The organism is Roseobacter sp. GAI101 (assembly GCF_000156335.1).
In the GTDB taxonomy this organism is placed as follows: Bacteria; Pseudomonadota; Alphaproteobacteria; order Rhodobacterales; family Rhodobacteraceae; genus Sulfitobacter.
In genome coordinates this window covers 1,575,294-1,597,716 of record NZ_DS999213.1, presented here as the reverse complement: position 1 = coordinate 1,597,716, position 22,423 = coordinate 1,575,294, and the positions used below count along the sequence as shown (strand labels likewise).

Sequence of the window (22,423 nt, the reverse complement as noted above, 5' to 3'; positions counted from 1 at the left end):
ATGTGGGCGGTCGCAAGTCAATCTTGCGCGCTGAACCCGCCAAAACCCTAAGGATTCTTTACAAGCCAACGGCTGCTAAGCTATTCTGACCCGCGAGCAGATGTATCAGACACAGCAAAAACAGTGTCAGCAGAGAGGCCTGAATTATGAATGACCGCCGCCCCGTCGCGTCGCTTTGGATTGGTGAGAAACTTCACTATCTGAACCAGCTTTGCCTGAAATCCCATGTCGTCGCGGGTCACAAGACGATCCTGTATTGCGCCGACAAGGTTGATAACGCCCCCGAAGGCGTCGAGGTGCGGCCTGCGTCCGAGATCATGGAAATCGACCGTGCCCTGGTCGAGGCCACCAGCGCGTCGTTCCTGTCGAACGTATTCCGCTACAAGATGATCAAGAAGACCGGCGCGATCTGGATTGATTGCGACGCGTTTTGCCACCAGCCGTTTCCCGAGGAAGACGACTATATCTTTGGCCGCCACGGCATGTCGGGGGCGTTGAACTGTGGCGTCGTGGGGATGCCGCAGGAATGTGAACTTATTGATCAACTGCTGGATTATTACGACAACCTGCCGGATTATCCTGCCTGGTGGAACAAGAACCAGCGCAAGAAATACGACCGCCAGGACCCGAAACTGTCCCACGCGCACCGCATCTATAACGCCGAGCGCACGGCATTCGGCCCGCAGGCGTTCACCTATTTTGCCAAGCAGACCGGCCAGTATGACAAGGCAAGCGAACGCGAAGTTTTGTACCCCGTGCCGTTTCAGTTGAACGACGTGTTCTACGACCCCTATGGCCGTGTCGAAGGACATTTCACCGACAAGACCCTTTCGGTGCATCTTTATACCAACGGCACGAAACCGTGGTGGGAAAAGAACGAACCGCTGCCCGGATCATATGCTGCGCGGATGTGTGAAAAGATCGGCATCGACCCGTCCAAGGCGCTGCGCTGAGCGACAGTAAAAGGGCCTGACGCCATCAAACTGAAACCGCACAAAAGCCCCCACGGCAAGCTTCTGGCCATCTCGATGATGAAGGATGAGGCACCATTCCTGCTGGAGTGGTATGCCCATCACCTTGCCGTGGGGTTCACCAAGATCCTTGTCTACACGAACGATTGCAGCGACGGCACCGACGAAATGCTGATCCGCCTCGAGGAATTGGGGCTGGGCTATCATCGTCGCAACGACATTCCCGAAGGCGTCAAGCCACAGCCATCCGCGATGAAATATGCGCAGAGCGAACCGAAGGTGGCCGAGGCGGACTGGATCTTGATGTTCGACGCGGATGAATTTCTGTCGATCAACTATGGCGACGGTACGCTTGACCCGATGCTGGATGCGGCGGGCGATGCGAACGGGATCGTCATCACATGGCGCATTTTCGGTTCAGGCAATGTGGTCGACTGGTCGCACGCGCCTGTCACCGAACAGTATCTTTATGCCGCCCCGCCAACCTGGAACAAGGGCTGGGGCGTCAAGACATTGTTCAAGTTCGACCCTGACAAGTGGAAGATCGGCATCCACCGACCGTCGATCAAGAACAAACATCTGGAAACCGGTTTTCCCGACACGGTCAAATGGCTGAACGGATCCGGCCTTCCGATGGAGGATTACTTCAAGTTTCGCGGCTGGCGGTCGATCCGGCGCACGGTGGGGTATCAGTGGGCGCAAATGAACCACTATGCGGTGAAATCCATCGACAGCTATGCGATCCGCAAATTCCGCGGCAATGTGAACAACAAGAAAGACAAATATAACGCGGATTACTGGTCGCTTCAGGACCGCAACGAGGTCTATGACGACAAGATCCTGCGCTATAGCGAACGCCGCAAGGCGATCATGGATGAGTTGCTGACCGATCCGGTTTTGTCGCGCCTGCATTTTGCGGCCATTGACCGTGTCGAAGCGCGTCTGGATGAATACCGCCAGACTGAAGCTTATGAAGAGTTGAAGCAGTCGCTGATAGAAGCTTCCAAGGTGCCGATCACCCAGATCGTCGCCAAGCCGCCCAAGGCCCGCGACCCGGCTGAAATCGCCGCGCTGATGTCGCAGGTTGAAAAGAACAACGCCGACCGCCCCGCCGAGGAACGCCGCAAGAAACCCGAACCTGACTTTGCCGATGTGGGTGAGGGCGGGGATGGATTCGTGCCTGGCGAGATTGACGTGACCGCTGAAACGGCCGTGGAATGGGTGCCCAGCCACGATATCGCCCTGCCTGCCGACGTACGCATTTTCGCGCACAATACGCTCGATTTTGTCATGCGCGGCAAATACCAGCGCCGCTTGGCGCGCAAGGTGGGGCGCATGGTCGAGGATGGGCAGAAGGTACTCGATCTTGGCGCAGGCATCGGCTTTTTGTCGATCTACACTGCCAAGGCCGTGCCACAATCCGTCGTGGTGGCGCAGGACGACAATGCGTCGCGGATGCAAATCATGCGCAACATTCTGACGCATAACGATATTGATCTGGGCGCGCAGCTGAAGATGACAACCGATCAGGTCGTGTTCACAAATGACGACGCCAAGACCGTCGCGCGGATCAACCAGATGATTGCCGATGAAAAACCCGACGTGCTGCGGGCAAGCTATGAACAGGTCGGGGCGAAACTGCTTAGCCGGATCAATCTGGGCAGCGTCAGACGGATCGTCTTGTTCGGACCCGCCATTGCGACCTTCATGCGCGAACAAAAGAAAGTCGACGATGCGTCACTGGCCCCGTCGGAGGACCTGAGCGTGCCGGAATTTGTCATCATCGAACCGCGAAGCAACGCCCAAGCTGCCGATCAGTCGTAATAGCCGATCCTGCGCGCCAGATCCTGACCTGCTTCGGTCTGCATGATTTCCTGGAAACGGGCATGGCGCAGTTCAAGGCATTCGTCGTACAGCGCCTTCAGCTTTGCGTCGCTCATCAGAAAATCATAGATTTCCCGCGCGGCCGGTGACAGCCCGACGCCGCGTGTGTCCATATTGCCCTTGCGGTTGGCCGTGTTCCAATACTTCTCGGATTCCCCGACGCGGTCGTTTTGCCCGCCATCGCCGCGATCGACCTTGAGGATGAATTCTTCGGCGCTCTTGATCGAATAGTGGTTGATCTGCGCCAGATCCCGCGTGCCATTCGATGCAATCGCCTTGTAGGCGCTGTCGGTGAATTCCGGAGGCATGGTCTGGCCCGAGCCGTTGATCCACTTGTAGCCTTTGGATGAGAAATCCATCGTCACAGGGCGGTGCGGGCGGCGCGGCCCTTCGACTTTGTTGCGGTACAGTGTTTTGACCGCGGTCAGCACCTCTTGGTCCTCTGCGGCAGCGCTTTCAAGGTCGGCTGCCATCTGCGTGTACATCTTGGTGACCAGTTCATCCTTGGCATGTTTGTGATTGCCGCTGTTGAACGCGATCGAGGTGAAGGACACGACATCGGCTTCGCCGGTTTTCTCAAAGAAATCATCGAATGTCTTGATGTCGCCGGTAAAGTTCAGGAATTCGTCGGGATCGGTGGTGTAGACCCACGGGGCCGCCTGATAGCGTCCGAAATGCCCCGCAAAGCGCAACGCCATGATCAGCCATTTGCCGTGGTTGGGAAACATCACCTTGGGGTTGGGCTGGTGTTTGCAGCGGTGCGGCCAGATTTCCTCGATGCGGTCCAGAATCTTGTCAGTGTTGTCGGTGCAAAAGTTGGTGAAGACCAGCAGATCGTCAATGCCAAGGGCAAAGTGGTGCGCCATCCATTCGATAATATAGGGTCCCTCGTTGCGCATCACCGCAAGCAGCAGGGCTTTTTCACCACCAATGGCCATAGTCCACGTTTCCAATTCTGATCTGTGCGTCGTCGTGACAGCTTCTGTTACCAAAGTGCTAAGACTTTGGCGATAATCGCGCAATACGGGGGCAGTTTTTACGCGGCACAACGGCGGGCTGCGCCGATTGAAAAGGTTGCCTCCTCACGGAAAACCGGTCTATGGTTTAAGGCGTAATAGACAGGGAACAAAGGCAATTATCCGCTGTCTTGCTGGGGTATGGGCATTCCATGGTGACGTCGAAAGAATTTGTAGACTCCTCGATTGCGCACCAATTGGGCACACATGCCGGGGCGGGGCTGTCTTATACGCCCGAAGCGTTCGAGCGCGCGGCCGCCGCATCAAGCGGGATGACCCTGTCATGGGATCATGCCGCCCGTGCGCCCAAGGATCTGAACGACTGGCAGCCGTCAAAGGACCCGGCGCGGCCGTGGCAGGCGGAACAAGGCAGCCGTGCAAACAGCTACAAGACGACAGACGCGTTACGATCCGTTCTGGACGCCGGGGCGGATTTCGATTTTCTGATCGACATGCAGGATCATCGCAACCGCGTGGTCACCGATGAACAAGGCCGCGCGGCACCGCTGTTTAACTTCAACCGGTTGCACGCACGCCCCATGGGGCAGGTGTTGTGGCCGTTGCCGTTGTACCATGACATCGACAGTCCCGAATTTCTTGGCAATCTCGATCCGACCCGCATCGCGTGGGAAGACAAATCAGACCGCATGGTGTGGCGGGGCGGGCCGGGCAACCGTGGCCGTCTGGGCCCCCGCGCCCGCGGAGAGATGATCCGCATGCACCCGCTGTTGCGCAAATACAAAAGTGGTGAATTCAGCCGTGATGAAACCCTGCATGTGCTGAAATCCATGCAGCGGTTCAACTTTTTGCACCGCTATATCGATGATCCCCGCTTTGATCTGGGGTATACCAATTCCGACGGCTTCATCCTTGAGGAAGAACCGTTTCTGGCGGATTTCGAACGCCCCCGCATCCCGCGTGAGGATTTCCAGACCTATAAGTACATCGTTGTGCTGCCCGGCAATGACGTCGGGTCGAGCCTGTATTGGTCTTTGAATTCCGGCAGCGTAGCCATGGTGGTCGATTGTCAGTTCGAAACCTTTGCGACCCATCATTTCAAGCCGTGGGAACATTTTGTGCCGATCCGCAAGAACCACGGAAACGTGCACAAGCGGCTGGCGTGGTGCGACGATCATCAAGACGACTGCAAGGCGATGGTGGCGCGTTCTGCCGAGATGTGCAAATTCCTTGCCGATCCGGACCTACGCCAGACCATCGCTGTTGGTGTGATCGACGGGATGCGCGATGGATTGGGGCTGTCAAAAGCCACGCCTGCGGTCGTCGAAAAGGCGGTTGTCAAAAAGGGGGCGGGCAAGAAGACGGCCACCGTCCGGAAGCCGGCTGCCCCCGCGCGCAAACCCGCCGCTAAAAAGGCCGGATCCTCCAAAAAGCGCAAGACATCCAATGGGTGACTTCCATATGCCGATCAAAGGGCCTGATCTATGAGCGTGCCGAACCTGTCGATTTTCTTTGTCGTGGATCCTCCGAAATATCAGGACATGGGCTGCTATCTGGCGGCGTCGATCCGGACGCATTTCAAGGAAGATGTGGATTTGATCGGCTATTGCCCGGCGGAAACCATCGGCGACATGGACGCCTATGCCCTTGCGATCTACAAAAAGCTGGACGTGGACATCCGGCCGATTGAAACCGCTGGTATCTTTGATCCGCCCTATCCCCATGGCAACAAGATGGTCGCGGCGCAGCAACCCCGGCGCACGCCCTATTCGGCGTTCATGGATAGCGATATGTTGTTCATCGCGGCCAACAGCACAGATCAGATGTTCAAGGCCGGGCATGTGTCGGTGGCCCCGGCCACGTCGATGCTGTGGTCCGGCCAGGATATCTGGCAGGACATCTACAGGGCCTGCGACATGCCGCTGCCCGAAGAGCGCATCTGGCTGTCGCGCCAGCGCCGCAAAAAGCTGATGCCCTATTTCAACGCGGGTCTGATTGTTTTTCCCGAAGGGCCGGTGACGGACAGCGGTGAAACCTTTGTCGATGTGTGGATGCGTCTGGCGCAGGTGATCGACAAGGTCGATCTGATCAAGAAACGCCCCTATCTGGATCAGATGAGCCTGCCTTTGGCGATCCGCGCAGCGGGGCTGGACTGGAATATCCTGCCCGAAGAACAGCACTATATTCTGGGCGGCAGCCTGCGCGGGGAACCCTTGCCGGAAGACAAGGACATCAAGATGATCCATTACCGCAACATGAAGGTCCTCAAGGAGGTCGATATGCTGCGCAAGGCCAAAGGCATGTTGGAGCAGCACGTGGGCGAACGTCGCTTTGACAAGGTCGATCCCGCCAAATTGCTGGCTGATGACTGACGCCACCCGCGCCGAGGTCGCCTTGCCCGAAGGGTGGGTCAGCCGTCAGGTGATCTATGACGGCACGCAGCTTCGGCTGGAATATACCGGCCCTGCGCTTGGGGCCGCACCGCGGGTTTTAGTGGCGTTTGCCCCCTTCGACTATCCGTTTCAGGCCGACGATGGCGGCTGGGGATCGCGGTCCTTCACCAAGCGCGGCATGGCCCATGTCTGCGTCTTCCATCGCAACGAGGACTGGCACCAGCATGATGAATTTTTCACGGCGATGCAGGCCTGTCGCGCGTTCTTCGGACCCACGCCAGATTTGACAGCCTACGGGTTCAGCATGGGCGGTTATGGCGCGCTGCTGGGGGCAAAGGCGCTGGATGCGCGCCGCGCCATCGCCGTGTCCCCGCAAAGTTCGATCGACCCCAGTGCCGTGCGCTTCGAACGCCGCTATGGCGAACAATGGGCCAGAATGGACGGCTGGCACCATGATCTGCGCGCCCATATGGATAGCGCGCGCCGCTATATCGTGATGTTCGATCCGCTGCACGGGCAGGACAAGAAACACGAGGCACGCCTGCCCAAGCCGGCAGGTTATGCCCGTGTCCTGCTGCACGGGGCAGGGCATGCGGGCATCCAGACCATCGTGGGGATGGGCCAGTCACAGGCGCTTTTCGACCTGCTGCGCGGCGATCTTTCGGCCCGCGCCTTGCGTCACGCCTATCGGTCGGGGCGGCGTGACGGCTTTCGGTATCTGCGCAAACTTGGCACCCTCCTTCACGAGAAAAACAAGCCCGCCGCCCGCAAATTTCTTGAGATTGCGCAGGAAAAGGGCTTTCACCGCTTGATCAAGAAATGGACACCTTTCTACAAATGAAACAGCCGGACGCGCGATCCCTTTAGAACGATGCCGGATCATGCCATACCTGACCGCAACACCGATCCGTCAAAGGACATGGAACAGATGCAAGACCACGGAGCCCCCAAACGCGGCGTCCTTTTGAGGGCGAAAAACGGCGATGTGATCGGCTTTGACGAGACTGGTTTGCGGATGAACCTGTCCGACAGTGTCATCGCCGATATCCACCGCCGCTTGCCGGCAGGGCAGGCCGATGCCGCCGTTGATCCGGCCGTGCTGGGCGATGTGGATGCATGGAACCTACGCCAGCGTGGCGACTGGTACGTCTTCAGCGCCAATCTGCCCGGTGCCCAGGGCCCGCGCCAGTTTCGCCGCGCCGTCAAAGCGGAGCCGGATGCCAGCGCGCCCGACATCATCGCCGACACCGCTGGTGCGGTTTACGGGTTGTTGGCCCTGGGCGGCACGCGCCGTGCGGTGACGGCGCATGAACCGTTGTCTTTTCCCTATCACGTGGTGACCACCGGCGACGATCTGGGGCCTGCGGGGGCCGCCGGAACAGAAGACGTTGCCGCAACGCCCGTGATCCAAAAGCTGACCGAACAGACCCGCGACAGCCTGATCGCTGATGAAATCCTGCGCCGGCGTCAGGCCGACCATCGTGCCTTGCCGCTGATCTATGCACGCTCTGAAACCGACAGTTCGGCCAGCATCGCGGCACTGTCCCAAGGGGCGGCTTTCGCGAATTTCCGGCAGACCGTCGCCAATCTGTGCGATGCAGCGCGGTCGCTGGGCAAACCCGCCAAGGTGCTGTCCGTCGGGCTGGATTTCACCCTCGAGGACGTGATCAGCAGCGCGCCCGACTGGACCCGTGGCATGCACGCGCTGATGCACCAGATCACCGATCTGTTTGCTGATAAAGGCCTGCGCAAACCCCTGTTCACCGCGATTTTCGATGCGGGAACGGCAGATATTTCCGACAGCCCGATCCTGCGCGCGCAATGGGATCTGGCGTGGAACAAGGGCGGCCATGACCACGTCTATGCGGCCGCCGGATATATGTTCGCCCAAGACGCCTTTGGCCGCCCGACACCCGATGCGCGCATTCAGATGGCCGAGATGGAAAGTTTCGCCATCGAGGCGCGCAACAGCGACAGCCCATGGGCCTGTCCGGTGCTGCTGCTGGCCGAACGCGAGGCGGATGCCAGGGTGATCCGCTGTCGGGGCGAAGGATTGGGCGCGTTCGTGCTGGATTCCGACGATCCGCTGAACGCCGGTGATGCCTGCGGCTTTCGCTTTGAGGGCGATGAGAAACTGGCCAAGATCATTGACGTCCGTGTGGACCGAAACGATCGCAACGATCTGCTGATCACCTGCGACAAGCCACCCGAGGGCAAGAATTTGACCCTTTGCTATGCGCTTGGCCATCCGGCATCCGATGACGGGATGCCCGCCAATCGCGGGTCCTTGCGCGACGGTTTTGCCCATGTCAGCGCCACCGGAACACGCCTTCACCGCTGGGCCTTGCCCGCAGCATTGCCGGTGCACTGATGGATAAATTTGCCCCCCTGTTCGTGGATGTTGACCTGCCTGACGCAGTGATCCTACGCGACGCCCCTGCGCCCGCGGTACCCGACGTGCCGCCGATGCAGCATCCCAATGACGCCGATGCGATGTGGTATCGCGGTCATGCGGATGCCATGAGGCTGGACCCAGGCGGCGCGATTGCGATGTGGGTACCGGAAAACGGGCTTGGCACCGCCGCTCGTCCCGCTGAACCGAATGATGGCCATGCGCGCCTGACCCCCAGCGGCGGTGTCGGCTATATCCGCGAGGTCAACGGCGGTTTTGTCGTCGATGCCGCGTTGGTCGAAGCCGAACGGTTCTGCTGCGCCGTGCGCCTGACCTCGCCCGAGGGGCAGGCGCGCACGATCATCACCCTGAACCCGTCGGGCGGGGATAATTATCTGTTTCTGTCCGAAAAGGACGGGATGCTGGAATGGCGCGACGATGCCGGATCGGTCGAGGTGGCAGCGCCCGCACCAGGACCGGAATTCTGGGTTCTGGTCGGCTATGATCACGGCAGGATCAGCCTGAGCGCGGCCAAACCCGGCGCAAAATTCCCCGCTCCGCACATCAGCCCCGATGCCAGCGCGCCCCTTGCCACTGCGCTTTCGGGGCCCAATGATCTGTTCATCGGGTGCCGATCGCACCGCAAGGGCATCCTGAAAACGCTGGGCAGTTCAGTGATCCATGATGTGCTGTTCTGGCTTGATACGGCCGGAACGGGGCCAGCCGACTTGGAAAAAATCACCCAGGCCTGCCGCTTTGCCGAAGCCCAAGGGGACGCGTCATGAGCTTTACCAGACAGACCGCCGAGGGCGACAATATCTGCGTCATCTGGATTGATGACATGATCGACATTTTCACATGGCGCAACGCCTTTGGCCTGACCATCAGCACTCCGAACATTGACCGGTTCATGGCCGAGGGGACGCGGTTTGCCAACGCCTATGCCACCGTGCCCCTATGCGCGCCGTGCCGTGCGGAACTGGCCACCGGCCTGTCGCCGTTTCAGACGGGGCTGGTCGATCTCAACCGGTTCTGGCGCGATATCCTGCCGCCTACGACGGGCTGGCAATTCGATCTGCGCCGCGCCGGTTTTCGCACATTCACGACCGGCAAGGTCGACAGCAATTACAAACCCATGCCCGAGGAATACGCGCGCATCCTGTTCCATGAACAGCCCGAGGCAAAGGATGCGGGCAAGCGCAGCAATGTCAAAAAGTACCTCGACAAGGGGCCGGGGATCGCGGGGATCAATCACCCGAATGACGACGGCAGCCAGGACGACAAGTTCTACGACAACATGGTTGCGCAGAATGCCATCGACTATCTGGGCCGCGCCGACCCCAAACGGCGTCATCTGATCCAGCTTGGCTTCAAACATCCGCATTACAACCTGCAATGCCCCGACCGATTTTATCAGCAATATGACGTCGACAGGATCAGCTGGCCCACCACCGCCGCCCCCGAGGATTATTTCGGCCCCCAAGAGGGCATGGCCGTCTACGAGGCGGCCTATATCGCCAACGGCCCTTGGACGCCGGAAAAGGCGGGAGATCAGGCGTGGCGTCAGGTCGTGCGGGCCTATTTCGCGGCGATCAGCCATGTGGATGCTGAAATCGGCCGGTTCATGGAGGCGCTGCGAAAGTCCGAACTGGGCCAGAATACCACGGTTGTTTTGCTGTCGGACAACGGTTTCAATCTTGGCACCCATGACAGTTTCCACAAGATGAGCCAGTGGGACAGTGCGGCCCACGTTCCGCTTGGCATCTGGAATGCGCGCATGGAACAGGGGCGGGTGATCGACTTGCCGGTGTCTTTGCACAATGTGCCCAAAACGATCATGGATCTGGCGGGACTGCCGTACCGGCCTGACTGGACGTCGGGGCAAAGCCTGTTGCCCTTGGTCGATGACAGTTTCGGCCAGTACAACGCCAGTAAATCGCCTGTGACCTCTGTCTTTGGCACGCTGTCGGTGCGATCCTCCGAGCCTGACCTAAGCCGCTATCGCTATTTCCGCTATCCCAATGGCGAAGAACATATCTACGATCTTGTTGCCGATCCCGGCGAGACGACGAACATCGTGGCCGACGCGCCACTTGATGAGTTGCGCGCCACCATGGTCGATAATGCGCTTGAACTTGGGCTTGACCTGCGCGGGTTCGAGAACCCGCAGCGGGGCGTCAATGCGATGATGGCGCTGGACGGGTCTGTGGTACTGGCGGGCGGCAATGCCGACAATGACTATTGGGCCTACGGGGCCAACGCCGAGAAAATTACCGAAGACGAAGACGGCGGCAATGACACGCTATGGTACATGGCGGGGCCGGATGACTACGTGCTGCACATGCCCGCCTATATCGAGAACATCCGCATCGCCACGGTCGTGTCGCGCAAGGAGCAAAACGCCAGCGAGGGCAAGGAAATCGCCATCGTGGCCCACCCTGAAACGCCGATGAATTTCGAAACGTCTGAGCGCGTTGCCGTCAACGTGCAGGGCAGTCGCGGGGCCGACGTTATGATCGGCGCGAAATACGCAGGTGCCACGTTTCATGGCGGGGCGGGCAACGACCTGCTGATCGCCAAATCAGGACGCGGCAAGGACGTGCATATCTTCTATGGCGGGGCGGGTAATGACACGCTCTATGGCGGCAACGGGCGCGATATTCTGGATGGCGGCGCGGGCGATGACGTCATTCGCGGTGGCGAGGGAAGCAGCAAGATCTACGGCGGTCCGGGCAATGATGACATCTCGGACGGGCCGGGAGGATCGGAAATCCATACCGGACCGGGGCGCAACATCGTTCGTTCGGCGGGGGGCGACGACCATATTCATGTGGGCAGCGGCCATAACACGATTGAACCGGGCGAGGGGCGCGTGGTGTTCCATGTGGCCTATGGGGGCGTCACGCTGATCACCGGCTGGCAGGACGATTACCAACTGGACCTGTCTGCATGGCCTGCGAACCCCGACATCCAGATCACCGGCTCGGACCGCGCCGATATCCGTCTGGGCGTGTCCTTTATCCGCATTGACGGGCGGGTATCCTTTAAGAAATTGCAAGCCCAGATCCGTCAGGGCTAAACACACGTCTTAGCGCGTGAATGGAGAGAATTATGGCGTTGCGTCTAGACCCAGAAAAACCCTTGGCCGGGGATATTCGCGTGGTCGAAAACGCCATTCTTGTCCCGTGGGGGGAAGGCAAGCGCCAAGGCATGGCCCGCCCTGCGGGGGTGTTTACTGCTGACGGTGAATATTGCGCTGACGCCCAGACCTATCGGTCGGGCGGCAAGCCCACGACGGTTGAACCCCATTTCCCGTCCGAGGACCAGATTGACCGCACGGTCGCGGGCACGATGCTTTATGCGGGAATGTCTTATGGCCACTTTGGACACGCGCTGTGCGAATCCCTTGCACGGCTCTGGGCGGTGGATGTGTTTGACGAACCGATTGACGCGCTGGCCTTTATACCCAAGCAGCAGATGACATGGCCCGAACGCAGCCTGAGCATGGTCAAGAACATCACCGACCGTTTCGGCGATCTGCCCCGCCACACGGCCTTTAACAAACCAACCCGCATCGAGCGGCTGGTGATTGCCCCGCAGGGGTTCGGCACCAGCGGGCTGATGGTCGGCTGCCCCGAAATGCGCGATTTCACCGACCGTCGGCTGCGCCAAACGGTGAAACCCGCAGGGCCGGACAAGATCTACATCACCCGGTCGGGGCTGTTTCGCAAACGCGGGCGGTTCTTGATGGAAGACTATATCGAGGCCAAGATGGAGGCGGAAGGCTTTACCATTTTTCACCCTCAGGCCCATGATCTTGAGACACAACTGGCGTGGTACAAGGGTGCATCGGTGATCGTCTCGACCGATAATTCCGCGCTGCATCTTGCCGCTTTCGTGATCCCGCCCGATTGCCGCATCGGCATTTTGCTGCGCCGACCGGGCACGATCTTCGAAGACTTCACCTTGCAGCTCAAGTGGTTTGCAGGGGTGGTGCCGGATGTGGTGGATGCCTGCACGCGGTTCTGGTTCCGCACGGGCGAAAAGGTGCAGTATAATGAACTTTATGCGCTGATTGATTTTGCCAAGACGTCCCGGGCGCTCAAGGATGCGGGGCTGATCGAGAACGCCGATTGGGTCAATCCATCGGAAAAGGACATCAAGGACGCGGTCAAGACGCTTGAGGCCGAGTCAGATATTGCATTCGAAGAAATCTTTTTGTGACCGCTCCGTGCTGATTGCCTAAGCGCCCTGCTTCACTTACCGTTCGGTCGTAGAACACTTTGCGTATTTGCGACCTTGGGAGGGGGACCTATGCCATTAGCACCGCTGGACGAGACGATCACGATCGCCGATCTGACGCGCGATCCTTATCCGATCTATAAAAGGCTGCGGACCCAAACCCCTGTGCTGCGGGTCAAATCTGTGAACCGGACCTTTCTGACCAAGGCTGCCGACACCCGTGCGGTCAAGGATAATCCGGCGCTGTTCAGTTCGAATGATCCCAATACACCGATGGAAAAGGCGTTCGAGGCCCACACACTGATGCGCAAGGACGGTGCGGAGCACATGCGCGAACGGATGGCGATGATGCCCACGTTTTCAGCCCGCAACATCAAGACGATCTGGGCACCTTCCTATGAAAAACACGCCTCGGACTACCTTGACCGTTTGCCCCGCGATGAGGTGATAGATCTGTTCCCGATGCTGGCCGGCCCCTTGGCCGCACGCATTCTCGCGGAAATTCTGGGTCTGCCGGACGCGTCCGACACGGACATGGAGCACTGGTCACAGGCGCTGATCGACGGAGCAGGCAATTTCGGTTGGGCGGATGAACCCTTTGCCCGGGTCGCAGCAGCGAATGTCGCGATGAACGCGGAAATTGCACGACGGGTCGAGATCCTGCGCGCCGCGCCAGATCAATCCGCCTTGTCTGTGATGATCAATGCCGATGACCCCATCGAGATGAGCCAGATTATCGCGAACATCAAGATCGCCATCGGGGGCGGGATCAACGAACCCCGCGATGCCTTGCTGACGATCCTTTATGGCTTGCTGACCAACCCCGATCAGCTGGATGCGCTGAAATCATCCGGCGATTGGGGATCGGCCTTCGAAGAGGGCGTGCGTTGGGTCGCGCCCATTCAGGCCAGTTCACGGGTGGCGGTCGAGGATACGGAAATTCGCGGCTTTACCATCCCCAAGGGCGATGTGGTCATGACGATCCAGGCTTCGGCGAACCACGATGAAGAGGTGTTCGAAGACGGGCATCTGTTCAACATCTTCCGCAAATCCGCGCCGCACCAGTCCTTTGGCAGCGGGCCGCATCATTGCATGGGCACTCACATCTCGCGGCACACAGTGGGCAAGATCATGTTGCCGATGCTGTTCGAACGGTTCCCCAACATGGAACTGGTGGACCGCGATGCCGTCGTCTGGTCGGGCTTCGGCTTTCGCGGTCCGCTGAACCTGCCCGTACGTCTGAACTAGAACGCCGGGCAGGCAGGTGTTCAGACGCTGACGGGGCGCAGGCGCAAAATCTCGCGCGCCTGCTGCCATGTGGCGACGGGGCGTTCGTATTTCTCGCACAGGTCAGCGGCGCGTTTGATCAGGGCCGCGTTTGACGGGGCCAGCGTGTCACGGTCAAGGCGCACGTTGTCCTCAAGGCCCGCGCGGGTATGGCCGCCCGCCGCAATCGCCCATTCGTTGACGACGATCTGGTTGGGGCCAATACCGGCCGCACACCATGCCGCATCGGGCGCTCGCGCCTTCATCTGTTCGACATAGAAGTCGAACACCGTCTTGTCCGCCGGCATCGCGTTCTTCACGCCCATGACAAATTGCACGTAAAGACGCCCGAACAGTTTGCCGTCCTTGTGGTGCTGGATGGCTTGCAGGATATGGCTGAGGTCAAAGGCTTCGACTTCGGGCACGACCTCGTATTGGCGCATCTCTGACGACAGCCATTCAACCAGATCCGGGGGGTTCTCGTAGACCCGCGTCGGGAAGTTATTCGATCCCACCGACAGCGACGCCATATCGGGCCGCAAGGACAGCATCCCGCCGCGCGCCTTGCCCGCGCCCGACCGACCGCCGGTCGAAAACTGGATGATCATCCCGGGGCAATGCTTCTCTACGCCCTCTTTCAACGCCGCGAATTTTTCCGGGTCGGAGGATGGCGTCTCGTCGTCGTTGCGCACATGGGCATGGCAGATGCTTGCGCCTGCCTCAAACGCCTCGTGGGTGCTTTCGACCTGTTCGGCGATGGAAATCGGCACATTGGGGTTGGCGGCTTTGGTCGGTACGCTGCCGGTAATGGCAACGCATAGGATACAAGGATCAGACATCTAGGAACACCGTCTCTTTCTCACCCTGAAGGTAAATATCAAAGCGGTACACGCCCGCCGTCTCTTGCACCGCGATCAGGGTCTGCACGCGGTTCTGATGTTCGATCCGCGTCAAAAGCGGATCGCTGCTGTTGTCAGCATCGGGGAAATACATCCGGGTGTTAAGCCCCAGATTGATCCCGCGCGCAACGATCCACAGGTTGATATGCGGGGCCATCATCCGCCCGTCGGGAAAAGGCACCGCGCCCGGACGGATGGTGTCGAAAACCCATTCGCCCGTGTCGTAATCGCCAGCCTTGCGGCCCCATCCGGAAAAGTTCGGGTCGGCCGCCCCGCGCGGATCGTTGTTTGGATAGATGCCGTCGGCGTCGGCTTGCCAGATCTCGACCATGGCATCCTTCAGCGCTGTGCCGGTGCCGTCGAACACGGTGCCCTTGACGGTAATGCGGTCACCGCGCGTGTCGGCATTGACCATCGTATCACCCAGATCATGGGGATAGACCCCCTTGATGTCGCAGAAATTCGGCACGCAACCGATATGCACATAGGGCCCTGCGGTCTGCGAAGGGCTTTCTTTCAGGTGGTTCAACTCTTGCATCAATTCCCCTCCAGGCGGTTTTCAAACAGGGTCGATCTGCGCCCGCGCAGGACCATGTCGAACTTGTAGGCACGCGCATCCATCGGCACGGTGTTTTCCATATCCAGCGGTGCGATCAACTGCTCGATCGCCTCGCGGGACGGAATGGTTTTCACGATGGGGCATTTCCAGATCAGTGGATCGCCCTCGAAATACATCTGGGTGATCAGCCGCTGCGCAAAGCCGCTGCCGAACAGCGAAAAGTGGATATGCGCCGGACGCCAGTCATTCACCCCGTTGGGCCAGGGGTATGGGCCGGGCTTGATTGTCCGAAAGCTGTAGCCGCCCTGCGCATCGGTCACGGTACGCCCGCATCCGCCGAAATTGGGGTCAAGCGGTGCCAGATAACCCTCTTTCTTGTGGCGATAGCGCCCGCCGGCATTGGCCTGCCAGAATTCAAGAAGAACACCGGGAATGCCACGCCCGTTCTGGTCCAGCACGCGCCCGTGCACGATGATGCGCTGGCCAATCGCCATCTCGCCCGCAGCGGCGTAGTTCAGGATCAGATCATTGTCCAAAGCGCCCAGAATATCGTGGCCGAACACCGGCCCTGTCTGTTCGCTCAGCGTTGTGTTCATCGAGATCAACGCCTTTTGCGGCGACCGCACGACGCTGGTCTTATAGGTCGGCGTCAGAGCAGGCGGATGCCAGTTGCGATCGCGGTGAAAGAATGCGCCATTCTGGTCGGTCATAGGTCCTCCCCCATTTCCTTGTAGGTCTGTTTCGCCAGTTTAAGCGCATGGTTCGCCTTTGGCACCCCCGCATAGATCGCAACGTGCTGAAAAGCCTCCATCACGTCGGTCTTGCTGGCCCCGGTGTTGGCCGTCGCGCGGATATGCATGGGAATTTCTTCGAAATTTCCGGTGGCAGCCAGCAGGGCCAGCGTCAGCATCGACCGTTCGCGCAGGGTGATCTTGTCGCTGGACCACACGGTGCCCCAGGCCCCTTCGGTGATAAGGGTTTGAAAGGGCGCGTCAAAATCGGTCTTTGCCGCCTCGGCACGGTCCACATGCGCATCGCCAAGCACATGGCGGCGGGTTTTCATACCCGTTTCGTATTTCTGTGACATCATGGTCCTCCATCTGGGTTCATGCTGCTTTTCGCATAACGCTTGGCGCAAAGGTATTGAGATTTCCAGCAATTCATATAACCGTATGGTTATGAATATCGACCCCCGCCTGCGTCTGCGCCACATCTCGACCTTTCTGGAAATCGCCCAGGCGGGGTCTATTGTCGCGGCGGCAAGTCAACTGGGGGTGACCCAGCCCGCCGTCTCGAAAACCCTGCGCGACCTCGAAGACATCTTGGGCCAGCCCCTGTTCGACCGTACCGCGCGCCGCCTGCGGCTGAACAGCGCGGGGCAGCGGTTCCAGAAACTGGCAGGTGCGGCCATGACTACCTTGCTGCGGGCGCAAATGCAGGCGAAGTCAAAGACGCAGGCCCGGACGCGGCTGACCATCGGGGCGCTGCCCACGGCGGCGACGCGGCTGGTACCGGCTGCGACCATCCGCTTTCGGGCCACGCATCCCCATTGCCTGATCCGTGTCACAACCGGCCCGAACTGGCTGCTGTTGTCGCAACTTCGCGAAGGCAGTCTTGATCTGGTTGTGGGCCGGATGGCCGAACCCGACCGGATGGAGGGGCTGAGTTTTCGCCAACTCTATACCGAAGACGTGGTGGCCGTTGTCCGCGCCGATCACCCGCTCAAAGACCGCTTTGGCCCCGACGCATTGATACAATTCCCGTTGGTCCTGCCGCCACCGGGGGCTGTGATCGGTCCGCTGGTACGCTCCTACCTCCGCAGCATCGGCATTGATGACATCGCGCCCGCCTTTGAAACCGTCTCGCTCGCTTTTGGCCGCCAGATCCTGGACCAGACCGATGCGATCTGGTTCATCTCGCGTGGCGTCGTCGCTGAAGAACTCGGCACGGGGTCGTTGCGTGCCTTGTCACTGAACGCGCCGATGATGGCCGGACCCGTTGGCATCAGCCAACGCGCGGGCCTGTCCGACAGTCCTGAAATAACGGCAATGATCACCGCCCTCCACAGCGCCATCTCCCGGTGATCACCACCCTTCTGCATTCCAAATGGAAATAAATCCCGGGGGAGGGGCCGCTTGCCGGGCCCGGGGGCAGCGCCCCCGTCCACGCCCGATACTTGACAAGAAGGCTCAATTTCGGCCTTTTGCAACCAACAGGAAAAGGATGACCCCAATGATGAAAACCCGCGCCGCTGTCGCCGTTGCCGCAGGCAAACCGCTCGAAATCATGGAGGTCAACCTCGAAGGCCCCCGCAAAGGCGAAGTCCTGATCGAGATCAAGGCCACCGGCCTTTGCCACACCGATGAATTCACCCGCTCGGGCGACGATCCCGAAGGTATCTTTCCCGCCATCCTCGGTCACGAAGGTGCGGGCGTCGTGCTCGAGGTCGGCGAAGGTGTGACCACGCTTGAAGTCGGCGACCACGTCATCCCGCTTTACACGCCCGAATGCCGCGAATGCGAATATTGCCTGTCTGGCAAGACCAACCTGTGCCAGGCGATCCGCGTGACACAGGGCCAGGGGCTGCTGCCCGATGGCACGACGCGCTTTTCGATGCTGGATGGCACGCCGATCCATCATTACATGGGCTGCTCGACCTTTGCCAACCATACCGTCATCCCCGAAATCGCACTGGCCAAGGTCCGCAAGGACGCGCCGTTTGACAAAATCTGCTACATCGGGTGCGGTGTCACCACGGGCATCGGCGCTGTGATCAACACGGCCAAGGTCGAAATCGGTGCACGCTGCGTTGTGTTCGGCCTGGGCGGCATCGGTCTGAACGTGATCCAGGGCCTGCGCCTTGCCGGGGCGGACCAGATCGTCGGTGTCGACCTTAATGACGACAAGGAAGAAACCGGCCGCTATTTCGGCATGACCGATTTCGTGAACCCGTCCAACGTCGAAGGCGATCTTGTCGCCCACCTGGTCGAGTTGACCAAAGGCGGCGCGGATTACACCTTTGATGCCACCGGCAACACCAAGGTCATGCGTCAGGCGCTTGAAGCCGCGCATAAGGGCTGGGGTGAATCGATCATCATCGGCGTGGCCCCTGCGGGTGCCGAAATCTCGACCCGTCCGTTCCAGCTGGTAACCGGTCGCGTCTGGCGCGGCACCGCCTTTGGCGGGGCCAAGGGGCGCACGGACGTGCCGAAGATCGTGGATTGGTACATGAACGGCAAGATCGAGATTGACCCGATGATCACCCATAAACTGACCCTGGACGAGATCAACCATGGCTTCGAGCTGATGCATCAGGGCAAATCGATCCGGGCCGTCGTCGAATTCTGATCCGACGCCAGACTGTCGAAAAAAACTGAACGCTGCCCCGCAAGGGCAGCGTTTTTAGTTGGGGCAGGTCGTCTGCAGCCATACGGCCTGCCGCAAGGGCATCGCCCCGTAGGCCCGCATTGCGTTTACCCCGCCCTGAATTATGCTACTCTAAGTTTAGAGCAGCGAGAGGGTTCCCATGAAACTGACCGTAAACGGCACATCTCATGTGGTCGATGTCGAAGAGGACATGCCGCTTTTATGGGTCCTGCGCGATGAACTTGGCATCACGGGCCCGAAATACGGCTGCGGCATTGCCCAATGCGGGGCCTGTACGGTGCATGTGGATGGCATAGCGGTGCGGTCCTGCCAACTGGCCGCTGGTGACGTCTCGGGGGACATCACGACCATCGAAGGGCTTGGCACACCGGCGGTCCTGCATGCTGTCCAAGAGGCATGGATCGACTTGCAGGTGGCGCAATGCGGCTACTGTCAGGCAGGCCAGATCATGCAGGCCGCGTCCTTTCTGGACCTGAACCCCACCCCGACCGATGATCAGATCGATGCCGCGATGAGCGGTAACCTGTGCCGGTGCGGGTCCTATCCGCGCATCCGCGCTGCGGTGAAATCCGCCGCGACCAAGCTGAAGGGGGTCTGACATGGGACGCGTTAAAACCATCGCTCGACGCAGCTTTTTGATCGGGTCGGCGGCCATTGCAGGCGGCGTGGCCTTTGGCACCTACCTGTACAAGCGCGAGGGCACCAACCCGCTGTTGGCTGACCTTGAGCCGGGGCAGGCGGCAATCACCCCCTATGTCATCATCGACGCAAATGGCGTTACCCTGATCACGCCGCGCGCCGACGTGGGGCAGGGGGCGTGGTCGATGCAGGCCTATCTGATCGCAGAAGAGCTTGATATTGATCCCGCAACCGCGACACTGTCACCGGGGCCTGCCAGCGCAATCTATTACAACGGCGTTGTCGGTGCCGAAGCGATGCCGATCGCCGCCACATCGGACAGCTTGCTGGCGCGCACCGGGCGCGGTGCCGCAGATGTCATGGGCAAGCTGATGGGCCTGCACATCACCGGCGGGTCGACCACGGTGCCGGACATGTATGACCGTCTGCGCATGGCGGGGGCCGTCGCCCGCGAAACGCTGATCAAGGCGGCAATGAACCAGACCGGCCTGCCGCGCGATCAGCTGAGCACGGAAAACGGCTGCATCGTCCTGCCCGATGGCCTGAAGCTCGAGTACATCGACCTTGCCGCCGCCGCCGCCGAGATCGAGCCGGTTCAGGACGTCACCCTGCGCGACCCGGCCGAATGGCGCTACCTTGGCAAGCCCTTCAAGCGGACCGATATGGTCGCGAAATCCACCGGTACCCAGAAATACGGCATCGACATGCAGATGGAGGGTATGGTGATCGCCACCACCCGCACCAATCCCGCGATTGGTGGTGGTTTGATCGGGTTTGACGCCGAAACCGCCCGCACCATGCGCGGGGTGCAGGCCGTTTTGCCAATCACCGGCGGCATTGCCGTCGTGGCCGACAATACCTGGCGGGCATTTCAGGCCGCGCAGGCCGTGGAATGTGACTGGGGCCCGTCGCCCTACATCGGCAATAGCGCGGATCAGTTTGCCGCCGTTGCCGCGTCTTTTGAGGATGATATGCAAGACAGCCGCTTCAAGGACGAAGGCGATGTCGCCGCGGCCCTTGAGGGTGCAGAGATCATCAGGGCCGAATACCGCATCCCCTATCTGGCCCACGCCCCGCTTGAACCGATGAGCGTGGTTGTCAGGCTGACGGATGCGAGGCTCGACATCTGGACCGGCACGCAGATCCCGCGTTTCGTGCAGGCCAACATGGCCAAGCTGACAGGTCTGGACGCCGATAATATCCACGTCCATGTGCTGATGTCCGGGGGCAGCTTCGGCCGCCGGCTCGAGGATGATTACATCCACCAAGCTGTCGAGATCGCCATGCAACTGCCCGACACCCCGATCAAGATGGTCTGGCAGCGCGAAGAAGACTTTACCCATGATTTCCCCCGTCCCCTTGCCATGGCACGTGCCAAGGGCAGCACGAGGGATGGCAAAGTGGACGCGTTCGATCTGTCGATTGCGGCCCCGTCCGTCGCTGAATCCTCGCTCGCGCGGCTGGGCCAGCCTGCGATTGGTCCTGATGTGGCGATCGTCGCAGGGGCGTGGGATCAGCCGTTTAACATCCCCAATTACCGGGTCACCGGCTACCGCACGCCCGCGATGGTGCCGATCAGTTCATGGCGGTCGGTGGGCGCGTCGGGCAACGGGTTCCTGCACGAAAGCTTTGTGGATGAACTGTGCCATGCTGCGGGGGCCGATCCGCTGGCGGAACGGCTGCGTCTGTGCTGGCACGATCCGTCCCGCAAGGTGCTCGAGGCCGTGGGCGAGATGTCGGACTGGGGCAGTGACCCTGGCCCGAACCGGGGGCGCGGTCTGGCCTTTACGCTGGCCTTCGGTGTGCCTGTGGCCGAGGTGGTCGAGGTCACCAGCACCGATGCAGGCATTCGCATCGACAAGGTTTTCGTCGCCGCCGATGTGGGCCGCGTGCTGGACCCCGTGAACTTTGAGGCGCAGCTTCAAGGGGCCGTGATCTTTGGCCTTGGTCATGCCATGAATTGCGAAATCACCTATCAGAACGGCGCGGCCCAGCAGGAAAACTTTCACGTCTACGAGGGAATGCGCCTGTACCAGACGCCGGAGATCATCGTGCGGGGCCTTGAGAACGGCGACAGGATCAAGGGCATCGGCGAACCCGGCGTGCCGCCTGCAGCCCCCGCGCTGGCCAATGCGATCTTTGCCGCGACGGGTCAGCGTATCCGTGAATTGCCACTGTCAAAACAGATTGATTTCGTATGAGAACGCTGCTGATCGGCCTGCTGTTGGCCACCCCCGCTGTGGCACAGGATCAGGCCAGCCGCGCTGTCGGCCTTGCCGCCTGGGAGGATATCTTTGCCGTCGCCTCGCATCCGCGCTGCACAAATTGCCACGTGGGCGATGACGGCGTTCCGATGTGGAACGAACTGGGCTATGGCGCAGACGCGGCCCATGGCATGTATGTGCACGCCGGCGAAAGCCGGGTCGGGGCGGAAACCATGCCCTGCCGGACCTGTCATATCTCGAAAATCTCCGACAACGCGACCCCGCATGCGCCGCCCATGATCGACGATGCATGGCGGCTGCCGCCACCGGAACTGGCGTGGCTGGGCAAAAGCAGCGAAGAGGTCTGTGCACAGTTGCGCAACCCCGACACCAATGACGGCTTTGCGATGGATGGCTTGGCCACCCATCTGGAAACCTCTGCCTTCGTGGCGTGGGGATTTGCACCGGGGGCAGGGCGCAGCGCCCCGCCGGGCACGCTGGATGACATGATCGCGGCGCTTGATATATGGGCAGCGGCAGGCACGCCTTGCGCGGACGATCCCTGACAGGGGTGTACGAATCCTTGACCCGGCGACGGTTGCACCGTTCGATG

At 60.3% G+C, this 22,423-nt stretch carries 20 protein-coding genes; 15 read left to right on the top strand and 5 right to left on the bottom strand.

Annotation, left to right across the window (positions count from 1 at the left end; all coding sequences use genetic code 11):
* Nucleotides 1-146 precede the first annotated feature (146 nt).
* Together RGAI101_RS07500 and RGAI101_RS07495 are read left to right on the top strand one after the other, a co-directional pair.
* Nucleotides 147-953: a hypothetical protein gene (locus RGAI101_RS07500; protein WP_008225485.1), complete on the top strand. Its 807-nt coding sequence runs from the start codon at nt 147-149 to the stop codon at nt 951-953.
* A 75-nt stretch (nt 954-1,028) separates the two neighbouring features.
* Nucleotides 1,029-2,795 (top strand): glycosyltransferase family 2 protein, encoded by a 1,767-nt coding sequence (locus tag RGAI101_RS07495; protein WP_008228534.1) that lies wholly within the window; start codon nt 1,029-1,031, stop codon nt 2,793-2,795.
* Here RGAI101_RS07495 and RGAI101_RS07490 read toward each other — a convergent pair.
* On the bottom strand, nt 2,786-3,793 hold the full coding sequence (locus tag RGAI101_RS07490) for a glycosyltransferase family 2 protein (protein WP_008229409.1): 1,008 nt from the start codon (nt 3,791-3,793) through the stop codon (nt 2,786-2,788). The two genes, RGAI101_RS07495 and RGAI101_RS07490, sit on opposite strands and share 10 nt — an antisense overlap.
* 230 nt (nt 3,794-4,023) lie before the next feature.
* Here RGAI101_RS07490 and RGAI101_RS07485 point away from each other — a divergent pair, with 230 nt between their 5' ends.
* The 8 genes from RGAI101_RS07485 to RGAI101_RS07450 all read left to right on the top strand — a co-directional run bounded on the left by RGAI101_RS07485 (nt 4,024) and on the right by RGAI101_RS07450 (nt 14,104).
* Nucleotides 4,024-5,283 (top strand): glycosyl transferase family 90, encoded by a 1,260-nt coding sequence (locus RGAI101_RS07485; protein ID WP_008228915.1) that lies wholly within the window; start codon nt 4,024-4,026, stop codon nt 5,281-5,283.
* Nucleotides 5,284-5,313: 30 nt separating this feature from the next.
* On the top strand, nt 5,314-6,201 hold the full coding sequence (locus RGAI101_RS07480) for a hypothetical protein (RefSeq protein ID WP_050763189.1): 888 nt from the start codon (nt 5,314-5,316) through the stop codon (nt 6,199-6,201).
* Nucleotides 6,194-7,063, top strand: coding sequence for a hypothetical protein (locus RGAI101_RS07475; RefSeq protein WP_008228804.1), 870 nt, complete (start codon nt 6,194-6,196; stop codon nt 7,061-7,063). Before RGAI101_RS07480 ends, RGAI101_RS07475 begins: the two co-directional genes overlap by 8 nt.
* An 87-nt stretch (nt 7,064-7,150) precedes the next feature.
* The gene (locus RGAI101_RS07470) at nt 7,151-8,593 is read left to right on the top strand and encodes a hypothetical protein (protein WP_037229220.1); all 1,443 of its coding nucleotides are present in this window, start codon (nt 7,151-7,153) and stop codon (nt 8,591-8,593) included.
* Nucleotides 8,593-9,399 carry a hypothetical protein gene (locus RGAI101_RS07465; RefSeq protein ID WP_085980056.1) on the top strand — a complete coding sequence of 269 codons (807 nt, stop codon included), beginning with the start codon at nt 8,593-8,595 and terminating at the stop codon, nt 9,397-9,399. The genes RGAI101_RS07470 and RGAI101_RS07465 overlap by 1 nt, the downstream gene beginning before the upstream one ends.
* Entirely contained in the window at nt 9,396-11,693 is a 2,298-nt protein-coding gene (locus RGAI101_RS07460) for a sulfatase-like hydrolase/transferase (RefSeq protein WP_008224992.1), read from the top strand. The genes RGAI101_RS07465 and RGAI101_RS07460 overlap by 4 nt, the downstream gene beginning before the upstream one ends.
* A gap of 32 nt (nt 11,694-11,725) precedes the next feature.
* Nucleotides 11,726-12,838, top strand: a complete 1,113-nt coding sequence (locus RGAI101_RS07455; protein ID WP_008226875.1) for a glycosyltransferase family 61 protein — start codon at nt 11,726-11,728, stop codon at nt 12,836-12,838.
* Between the two features lie 90 nt (nt 12,839-12,928).
* A complete protein-coding gene (locus RGAI101_RS07450) occupies nt 12,929-14,104 on the top strand; it encodes a cytochrome P450 (protein WP_008225831.1) in 1,176 nt (391 codons plus the stop codon).
* 20 nt (nt 14,105-14,124) lie between these two features.
* Here the strand turns inward: RGAI101_RS07450 and RGAI101_RS07445 are convergent, their stop codons facing one another.
* The 4 genes from RGAI101_RS07445 to pcaC are packed head-to-tail and all read right to left on the bottom strand — an operon-like array spanning nt 14,125 to nt 16,670.
* Nucleotides 14,125-14,961 carry a 3-keto-5-aminohexanoate cleavage protein gene (locus RGAI101_RS07445; protein WP_008227235.1) on the bottom strand — a complete coding sequence of 279 codons (837 nt, stop codon included), beginning with the start codon at nt 14,959-14,961 and terminating at the stop codon, nt 14,125-14,127.
* On the bottom strand, nt 14,954-15,559 hold the full coding sequence (gene pcaG, locus RGAI101_RS07440; protein ID WP_008228052.1) for a protocatechuate 3,4-dioxygenase subunit alpha: 606 nt from the start codon (nt 15,557-15,559) through the stop codon (nt 14,954-14,956). The genes RGAI101_RS07445 and pcaG overlap by 8 nt, the downstream gene beginning before the upstream one ends.
* The gene (gene pcaH, locus RGAI101_RS07435) at nt 15,559-16,290 is read right to left on the bottom strand and encodes a protocatechuate 3,4-dioxygenase subunit beta (protein WP_008228542.1); all 732 of its coding nucleotides are present in this window, start codon (nt 16,288-16,290) and stop codon (nt 15,559-15,561) included. Before pcaH ends, pcaG begins: the two co-directional genes overlap by 1 nt.
* Nucleotides 16,287-16,670, bottom strand: coding sequence for a 4-carboxymuconolactone decarboxylase (pcaC, locus tag RGAI101_RS07430; protein ID WP_008225150.1), 384 nt, complete (start codon nt 16,668-16,670; stop codon nt 16,287-16,289). Before pcaC ends, pcaH begins: the two co-directional genes overlap by 4 nt.
* 88 nt (nt 16,671-16,758) lie before the next feature.
* Between pcaC and pcaQ the strand changes: the two genes are divergently transcribed.
* From pcaQ to RGAI101_RS07405, 5 genes are all read left to right on the top strand, one after another.
* Nucleotides 16,759-17,664, top strand: coding sequence for a pca operon transcription factor PcaQ (gene pcaQ, locus RGAI101_RS07425; RefSeq protein WP_008226534.1), 906 nt, complete (start codon nt 16,759-16,761; stop codon nt 17,662-17,664).
* Nucleotides 17,665-17,815: 151 nt separating this feature from the next.
* A complete protein-coding gene (locus RGAI101_RS07420; RefSeq protein ID WP_037229215.1) occupies nt 17,816-18,928 on the top strand; it encodes an S-(hydroxymethyl)glutathione dehydrogenase/class III alcohol dehydrogenase in 1,113 nt (370 codons plus the stop codon).
* A gap of 178 nt (nt 18,929-19,106) precedes the next feature.
* Nucleotides 19,107-19,565, top strand: coding sequence for a (2Fe-2S)-binding protein (locus tag RGAI101_RS07415; RefSeq protein ID WP_008227918.1), 459 nt, complete (start codon nt 19,107-19,109; stop codon nt 19,563-19,565).
* Nucleotide 19,566: 1 nt separating this feature from the next.
* Nucleotides 19,567-21,807 carry a xanthine dehydrogenase family protein molybdopterin-binding subunit gene (locus RGAI101_RS07410; RefSeq protein ID WP_008229358.1) on the top strand — a complete coding sequence of 747 codons (2,241 nt, stop codon included), beginning with the start codon at nt 19,567-19,569 and terminating at the stop codon, nt 21,805-21,807.
* Nucleotides 21,804-22,376 carry a hypothetical protein gene (locus tag RGAI101_RS07405; RefSeq protein WP_008226214.1) on the top strand — a complete coding sequence of 191 codons (573 nt, stop codon included), beginning with the start codon at nt 21,804-21,806 and terminating at the stop codon, nt 22,374-22,376. The genes RGAI101_RS07410 and RGAI101_RS07405 overlap by 4 nt, the downstream gene beginning before the upstream one ends.
* Nucleotides 22,377-22,423 lie beyond the last annotated feature (47 nt).